8 protein-coding genes and 3 tRNA genes are annotated in these 7,910 nt (G+C 40.2%); 2 read left to right on the top strand and 9 right to left on the bottom strand.

All coding sequences use genetic code 11. The features are described 5' to 3' along the window. Nucleotides 1-5: 5 nt before the first annotated feature. The 3 genes from BLR86_RS23290 to BLR86_RS23280 form a co-directional block, all read right to left on the bottom strand. Nucleotides 6-94, bottom strand: a tRNA-Leu gene (locus BLR86_RS23290). A 5-nt stretch (nt 95-99) separates the two neighbouring features. Beyond that, nucleotides 100-174 (bottom strand) — tRNA-Gly (locus tag BLR86_RS23285). A 61-nt stretch (nt 175-235) separates the two neighbouring features. Further along, a tRNA-Leu gene (locus BLR86_RS23280) sits at nt 236-320 on the bottom strand. A gap of 215 nt (nt 321-535) precedes the next feature. Here BLR86_RS23280 and BLR86_RS26310 point away from each other — a divergent pair. Next, the gene (locus BLR86_RS26310) at nt 536-733 is read left to right on the top strand and encodes a hypothetical protein (protein WP_217642428.1); all 198 of its coding nucleotides are present in this window, start codon (nt 536-538) and stop codon (nt 731-733) included. Nucleotides 734-785: 52 nt separating this feature from the next. Here the strand turns inward: BLR86_RS26310 and BLR86_RS23275 are convergent, their stop codons facing one another. From BLR86_RS23275 to BLR86_RS23250, 6 genes are all read right to left on the bottom strand, one after another. Then, the gene (locus BLR86_RS23275; RefSeq protein WP_090767495.1) at nt 786-1,556 is read right to left on the bottom strand and encodes a class I SAM-dependent methyltransferase; all 771 of its coding nucleotides are present in this window, start codon (nt 1,554-1,556) and stop codon (nt 786-788) included. A 93-nt stretch (nt 1,557-1,649) separates the two neighbouring features. Next, complete coding sequence (locus tag BLR86_RS23270) at nt 1,650-2,405, bottom strand: exodeoxyribonuclease III (RefSeq protein ID WP_090767492.1); 756 nt, start codon at nt 2,403-2,405, stop codon at nt 1,650-1,652. 213 nt (nt 2,406-2,618) lie between these two features. Beyond that, entirely contained in the window at nt 2,619-3,404 is a 786-nt protein-coding gene (locus BLR86_RS23265; RefSeq protein ID WP_090767489.1) for a divergent polysaccharide deacetylase family protein, read from the bottom strand. A 112-nt stretch (nt 3,405-3,516) separates the two neighbouring features. Beyond that, nucleotides 3,517-3,930, bottom strand: a complete 414-nt coding sequence (locus BLR86_RS23260; protein WP_175493033.1) for a peptidylprolyl isomerase — start codon at nt 3,928-3,930, stop codon at nt 3,517-3,519. Nucleotides 3,931-4,174: 244 nt separating this feature from the next. Further along, nucleotides 4,175-4,582: a CBO0543 family protein gene (locus BLR86_RS23255; protein WP_254782439.1), complete on the bottom strand. Its 408-nt coding sequence runs from the start codon at nt 4,580-4,582 to the stop codon at nt 4,175-4,177. Further along, nucleotides 4,551-5,597 carry a DUF2515 domain-containing protein gene (locus BLR86_RS23250; RefSeq protein WP_090767508.1) on the bottom strand — a complete coding sequence of 349 codons (1,047 nt, stop codon included), beginning with the start codon at nt 5,595-5,597 and terminating at the stop codon, nt 4,551-4,553. The genes BLR86_RS23255 and BLR86_RS23250 overlap by 32 nt, the downstream gene beginning before the upstream one ends. A gap of 153 nt (nt 5,598-5,750) precedes the next feature. Here BLR86_RS23250 and shc point away from each other — a divergent pair, with 153 nt between their 5' ends. Then, nucleotides 5,751-7,616 (top strand): squalene--hopene cyclase, encoded by a 1,866-nt coding sequence (gene shc / locus BLR86_RS23245; protein ID WP_090767483.1) that lies wholly within the window; start codon nt 5,751-5,753, stop codon nt 7,614-7,616. Nucleotides 7,617-7,910: the final 294 nt, after the last annotated feature.

The raw sequence follows: 7,910 nt of genomic DNA, 5'->3' as shown, positions 1-7,910 counted from the left end.
ATACTTGGTGCCGAGGACCGGAATCGAACCGGTACGGTAGTCACCTACCGCAGGATTTTAAGTCCTGTGCGTCTGCCAGTTCCGCCACCCCGGCAACTTTGGAGCGGAAGACGGGATTCGAACCCGCGACCCCCACCTTGGCAAGGTGGTGTTCTACCACTGAACTACTTCCGCATGATATGGTAAATTATTTTTTTAAAAAATTTTTTGGATAGTTTGCTAGCACAAAAATTATTGGTGCGGGTGAAGGGAGTCGAACCCCCACGCCTTACGGCGCCAGATCCTAAGTCTGGTGCGTCTGCCAATTCCGCCACACCCGCATAATAAACTAACTAGAAACCTAAGTTCCTATCTTCGCTACGTCGTAGCAGCGACATTGATAATCTTACAATGAATTACGACAGAAATCAACACCAAATTTAAAATTTTTTTTAGAAATATAAATCACCCTTCTATATTTACACATATTTACAGATCCCTTGAAGTGATAGAGAATTTTCCAAATAGATTAAAAAAATGGTTTAGAACCTTTTTTATGGGAAAAAATACAATATACTTCATTACCCAACAAGGAGATGCCATTAACATGAGCCATAACCAGAAAAAAGATGCTGAAAAAACAGTCGCAACCCATTTAGATCAGGAAGAAAACGTAAGTCCGGGTGAGAAATCACCTGAATTTGATGTATTTGGAACAGCGCTAAATGATCTCCACAGTCCGTTTGAATTTTAAAAAGCCATATGTACAAAAGTGGAACTTCCTCCTTTGTACATGTGGCTTTTCTTTACCTTTTTACCGCTTTTAAAATGATTGCTTCGCCAACAAAGCAAATAACTTTTCCGTCTTCGATAACAATCCTGAATTTGTCCTTTATCCGTTGGGGAGTTTCAAGAATGTATTTAGTTAAATCATTCTTTTTAGGTTCTGACAGCTTCATGTTGGCGCACCATGGTTCAAAATGAAACGTCTTCTCAAACCGATGCATTTCAAAAATTTCCAAACAGCTTTCCTCAAGTTTCTCGATCCATTGAGATTTTTTCCAGGCACGGTAATGACTAAAATCACGCAATTTCTCAATGGTATTATAAAAACGGTCGAAATCTTCATTCTCTGGGACAACATTATCATCCAAAATAAATTGTCCCTGCGGCTTTAAAACTCGTTGTACCTCTTTTATGAATAAATCGACATTCGGAAAATGATGCGGAGCAATCCTACAAGTAACAATCTCAAAAGACTTATCTTCAAAAGGCAGCTTTTCAGCATCTCCTTGAACAAAATTCACATTTAAATGACCATTTTCTTTTATAAAGTTTTCAGCTGCTGCCAACATCTCTACAGTCAGATCAACGGCTGTTACTTTTTTAACTAAAGGTGCAAACGCATTTGCTGTATGCCCGCCGCCAGTGGCGATATCAAGCAAATGTTCCTGTCCATTGACTATAGCCATTTCGACCATCTTCACTAAGTCTTTCCCATCTTTATGAATGGGACTAGAAACGTAAGAAGCAGCATTTTTTCCAAATTGCTGTTGAACATCTTTTTTAATATCCATTCTAATCACCTCTTAATCTTACTTTATGCTATCTTGTTAATAAATAAAATTACGAGGTTTTTATCATTTATCATAAGTAAAACTTATTACGATTTACATTTCAAATTCCACAACTACCGGGCAATGATCACTGCCCATGACATCACAATGAATATCAGCTTTAATTAAGGAATCACGAAGTTTTTCAGAGACAATAAAATAATCAATACGCCAGCCAATATTCCGCTCGCGGACCTTGGCCATGTATGACCACCATGTGTAGGCTCCTTCTTTTTCAGGGTAAAAATGGCGATAACTATCAACAAATCCTGAATCGAGCAGTGTTGTCATCTTTCCACGTTCCTCCACTGTAAAACCTGAATTACCTCTATTTGATTTTGGATTTCGCAAGTCGATTTCCTGATGGGCTACATTTAAATCCCCACATAAAACCACAGGCTTATGTTGATCTAATTCTGTCAAATGAGCCTGAATTTGCTCTTCCCACTCCAAACGGTAGCCCAATCTCGCTAAATCTCTTTGAGAATTCGGTGTGTAAACATTGACTAAATAAAACCCCTCGAACTCCAACGTAAGAATTCGTCCTTCATCTTGTGAATTCTCGTCCCCTAACCCATAACGAACGGAAATCGGTTCCTCCTTCGTGAAAACGGCCGTACCTGAATAGCCCTTTTTCACCGCATAATTCCAATACTGATAGTACCCTTCTAGCTCAAGGTTAATTTGACCTTCTTGTAACTTTGTCTCCTGTACACAAAATATATCAGCATTTACATCATTAAAGTAATCTAAAAACCCCTTATTGACACAGGCCCTAAGACCATTGACGTTCCAAGAAACTAATTTCATACTAATCCCATCCTCTATGCAACCGATTGATAGGAGACATTGTATCAGTTTTAAAGAATCGTGGAAAGCACTTCGCATTTTAACGCTAAATGATACAAATAAATATCCTCTGACTGAAGTTACTATTAATTGCTGGACTTCTTTATACCACCAATTCATTAATGAAAAAAACAAAATGAAGAATACAAAAAGACAACTGAAAAGTTGCCTTTTTTATGGAACAAGATATTGTTCTGTTAATTTTGTCGAAAATAGCTCGGAGGCTGGAACGATTTTGATGTTTCTTTTTTCAAATTCTTTCATCGATTGAAATACCCCGACTGAACATACCTTCCCCGTTACGCCCACATGACCAATGGCTATTCCTCTTCCATTGAATTCAGTAATCTTAGCCAACCGATTCATCTGTTTTCTTACGTGGCTTGAAGAGGATATATCATCAAGGAAAACATCTCTTTTTAAAAGTGGCACATTCATTTCCTTTGCAACCTTCGGAAACTTGGATTTAGGGCTCGTACCGCTATCGATAATATACAACTTCTTCTCATTCGCCACTTCAACAATCGCTCTTACGATTTCCTCATCCTCAACGGCAAGGGAACCCATATGATTATTCATCCCCACTGCATGAGGAACAGACTTTAATGCCTCCTCCACTCTTTGTTTCACCTCTTTAGGAGAAAGATCTACCGTAATTGGGTTCGGGCCGAGCCACGAACGCTTCCCTTTTTTGGGCTGCATCGGTAAATGGACAATTACCTCGAACCCATTTTTATGTGCCCATTCAGCATGTTCCCTTGAATTTTCTGTAAAAGGCATAACCGCTGCGGTAATTGGGATATCCCCTTCAAGGAAATCCCTAACTCCGCCAGTTCCACCACCAAAATCATCAATAATAATAGCTGCCTTAAGCTGCTTTTCACTATTTTTTTCTGCAAATGTAGGACTTTGCATGGATAGCAATAACATTGGAATTAGTATCAGAGCAAATCGTTTCATAAAAACCTCCCATGTAGATGTTTGATGTTAATTTGCCCAGGGAGATTCGATTCATTCTTATGTTTTGAATGTACGAAAAAAGAGCCCATTTGCCCGGCTCTTTTCGTATTTCCTATTCGTCGTATACTTCCACTTTTTCCATGATATCGCCATTTCTCATTGCTTTGGCAGCTTCAAGACCAGAAGTCACTTGACCAAAAACAGTGTGAACACCATTTAGATGTGGCTGTGACTCATGAACGATAAAGAATTGGCTACCGCCTGTGTCCTTACCAGCGTGTGCCATTGATAGAGAACCCGGTACATGAGTATGTGGATTTCCTTGTGTTTCACATTTAATTGTATAGCCTGGACCACCAGTCCCGCGGCCCTCCGGGCACCCTCCTTGGCTAACGAATCCAGGAATAACGCGGTGGAAATTCAACCCATTGTAAAAACCTTCTTTTGCTAACTTTTCAAAGTTTGCAACAGTACCTGGTGCTTCATTTGGATATAATTCAAATTCAATTTTTTCACCGTTTTGCATTTGTATGTAACCTTTTTTTGCCACAACAACCATCTCCTTATGTAAAAAATTCATCTTTATGATACACTTTCCAACGCAGAAAAGAAAGTTTCTTGGTTCAAATCTTCAATTTTGTGGTATTATAACAATACCCCTTCCGAACATTCGCTTGTTGCGGGACACTTAACCACTGTACGGACGGAAGGGGTACGTTATGTCGCTTGACGCCGCATAACGTAAAGCCAAGACTTCGGTCTTGGCTTTTTTAATGTTCTTTATTCGTTAAACGATAAAATAAAAAAATAACAGACAAAAAAACGAGATAGCCATAAAAGGAATAGATATGCTTCCACTCATTTGCATGATCAAATAGACCAAACAGCTCTGAAAACCTTTCAACTATAGGCATTAATAAACTTAACATTAGAATGATCCCAACTCGCCCCCATTTCGAAACTCGATTCATCATATTTAGATAAACCAGGGCTAGAAAAGGCAGAGCCACAAAGGTGAAACCAATGTTAAACGAAAACACCTCTGGAAACGGTCGTATCGGGAACATGTACATTTTTTTGCCGACAAAGTAAAGATCCAAACTCGTTCCGAGCAAAATGGCTAAAAAGACAGTAGGTCCAAATTCTTTAATCAAAGAGGGTAATGACTTTTTTTGCAAGGGCGGCAAGTTCAAGCCTTTCAAGTGTTTTACAGTATTCATATTCAATCTCCCCATTAACTTGTGTTTCATTAAGCTCCGAGAGATAGCCGGCCACCTGCCAATTTTGAAACCAATCTCCCGTTTCCGCTTCTTGGTGGTTAACATTTTTCCATGCAGACAGTAAATCTGGACTATAAATTCTCCTCGCACCCCATCTCAGTTTGCAGGCATTTAAGCGGAGCTGATATGGAATCCCAGGTATTCCTTCGTTCACATTGTTGAATAGATGCGGCCAATAATCCTTTCTCGATCCTGTATGAGGGTGTTCTTTTGCCCATTTTACGAATGGATCTTTATTTTGAAAAAGTACCGCATACAACCGCTTCCCTAATAAAATCCGTTCATGTAAAGATTGAAACTGATGAAGGGTTTGCCCGGCAAGGCTCTTTTTTCGAAAGGGAAACAAAATATGATTAAAAGACAGGATATCCTGCAATTTAAACTCCAAAGTACCTATAACATCTTTTTGATAAATCGGATTTTGAATGATCCACTTCTCCAAATAATTTTGTTCGTTTATGACGAGAGCGATGGTCAGGATATATGGGTCGGACTTCTTCCAAAAATAATTCCAAATCGTTTCCATAAAAGTTGAAATATCTAAATAAGATAGCAGGTAAAACAGTGGTTTTCCTCGCTTTAAACTTTCGCTGTAGAGGAGAAATTGAGGATAGGCGTCTTGAAAAATCAGCCAATTTCCTCGTTCTAAAAAGGTAAAATAAGCATTCCTTTCTTTTTTCGTTAGCAGGCGAGTGAGGAAATCCCCCTTTAAATCGGTCATGTTCCAGCCGCCATTTCTTGATACCATATGTCCTAAAAATGCCCAATGGATGTTGGGATGTTTTTGATAAAAATCAAAATACGCCTTTGTCCGAGTGACGTTGTTCAGGTTAAGTTCCCGTGTATCACTTTTGATCCTTTCTAGAAGGCCTTGCTCCTCTTTTGTTAATGAATGGACTGCCACCTCTTTCATTTTTTCCTTCAATTCATCCTTGATTGCCTCAATCGCCGGTTTCTCCCTACTTCTGATAAAAAATATCACAATCAGCTCCCTCAAGAATTCTCCTTCTACTTGCTGAATATGTATAGATGAGACTATTCAATTGGGAGAGGATGAACGGTTGCGATGATCGATACAAATAAAGGCATTGACTGGCTGGTTGAGATACTTAGAAGGGATCAATCTCCCGATGGCTCCTGGACTTATCCATTCGAAACTGGATTATCTACAGATGCCTATATGATTATTTTATTACGGACATTGGAAATAAATGATGAGGAATTAATAAAGGGTCTGGCTCGCAGGATTTTATCCAGACAAGAAAAAAATGGTGCTTGGAAGCTTTTTTTTGATGAACATGTTGGAAATCTCACGGCTACAGTCGAATGTTATTACGCACTTCTGTATTCTGGATACTATGAAAAAATGGATAAACGGCTTCAGGCAGCGAAAAAGTTTATTTTATCCAAGGGCGGAATCGAAGAAGTTAGTATGTTTACCAAGGTCATGTTGTCGCTAACAGGGCAAGTTAACTGGCCAAGGTTCTCCCCTCTCCCCATTGAAATCATCCTGCTGCCACTAAATTTTCCTATTAATTTCTATTCCTTTTCTGTCTATGGAAGAGCAAATCTAACGCCAATCATGATTCTCGCCGATAAAAAATTTACGTTGAAAACGGGTAGGAGCCCCGACCTATCCGATTTATTTGTTCGGCTAAGCCATCCTGATACCTGGATTCGTTCTAATGAAATGCGCTCGTTATTTTCCTTTATCGAAGACGGGGTGAAAAATTTACTGGGGGTGCCAGAGCGGCTCCATAAGCTGGCCATCGAGCGTTCTAAAAAGTATATGCTCGACCATATTGAAGCGGATGGTACGCTCTACAGCTACGACAGTTCAACCTTTTTAATGATTTTCGCTCTCCTCTCACTGGGGTATAAGAAAAATGATCATATAATCACAGCTGCCCTCGCTGGGATCAAGTCGATGCGAAGTGAAATTAACGGTCTTCCGCATATGCAATACACGACCGCAAATGTTTGGAATACGTCGTTGATCGGCTATGCTCTTCAAGAGGCAGGGATTCCAGCCGAGGATAAGATGGTACGGTCAGCAAATCACTATTTATTAGCAAGGCAACATGATAAATTCGGAGACTGGGTTATTCATAACCCTAACAGTTTGCCAGGGGGCTGGGGGTTCGCCGATGTTAATACCATCCATCCTGACGTCGATGATACAACCGCTTCTTTAAGGTCGATCTCAAGAATGACATCACCCAACCAAGATGCCTGGAACCGCGGGATCAACTGGCTGCTGTCGATGCAAAATGATGATGGCGGCTGGGCTGCTTTTGAAAAAAACACTGATACAAGGCTGGTTGAATTTTTACCTATGGAAAATGCCGAGTTTCTCTTAACAGACCCATCATGTGCAGATATCACGGGTCGTACCCTCGAGTTCTTTGGGAACTTTACAAATGTACCGAAAGACCATGAGACAATAAAAAAGGGGATAAAATGGCTGGTGGACCATCAAGAGGTGGATGGTTCCTGGTATGGGAGATGGGGCATTTGTTATATATACGGCACTTGGGGTGCGGTAACTGGATTGGCTGCGGTTGGGGTAGCTAGCAGCGATTCTTCGATTCAAAATGCTGTAAAGTGGCTGCGAGCCATTCAAAACGCGGATGGTGGCTGGGGTGAATCTTGTTATAGTGATAGTAACGGTAAATATACTCCACTTAAGACGAGCACTTTGACCCACACCGCCTGGGCATTGGATACTTTGATTTGTGTTTCAGATCAATCCACTTCTGAAATCCGCAAAGGTATTTCATATTTATTGCGGAATCTACAAAAAGACGATTGGACGACCGCCTACCCGAAAGGACAAGGAATGGCGGGTGCTTTTTATATTCACTATCATAGCTACCGTAATATCTTCCCGTTGTTGGCTTTGGCACATTATCGTCGGAAGTTTGAAACATAAGCGAATGGGCATGTTGTGCAATTGGAATTTGGGTGCTAAGTGGCTACCTGCCAAATATATCTTTTAATCTGCCATTTCGGAGTTCTTACCTGCCAAGATTTCATTTCACCTGCCAATCCCATTTGTTTACCTGCCTAATCAATTCCACCACCACACCGAACGCTGAAAAAGCCAGGCAGCTGCCTGGCTCTCGTCATTATCTCTACATTTCTTTCATCCAAGTTCAAAATAAGTGACCATTTTTTAGTAAAACCTTTAATATGTGCCGATTTCTACTTTTGTGCTGAACTTTTT

It is taken from the genome of Bacillus sp. OK048, assembly GCF_900103525.1.
Lineage (GTDB): Bacteria > Bacillota > Bacilli > Bacillales > Cytobacillaceae > Neobacillus.
This window is presented reverse-complemented; position numbering and strand designations above follow the sequence as displayed.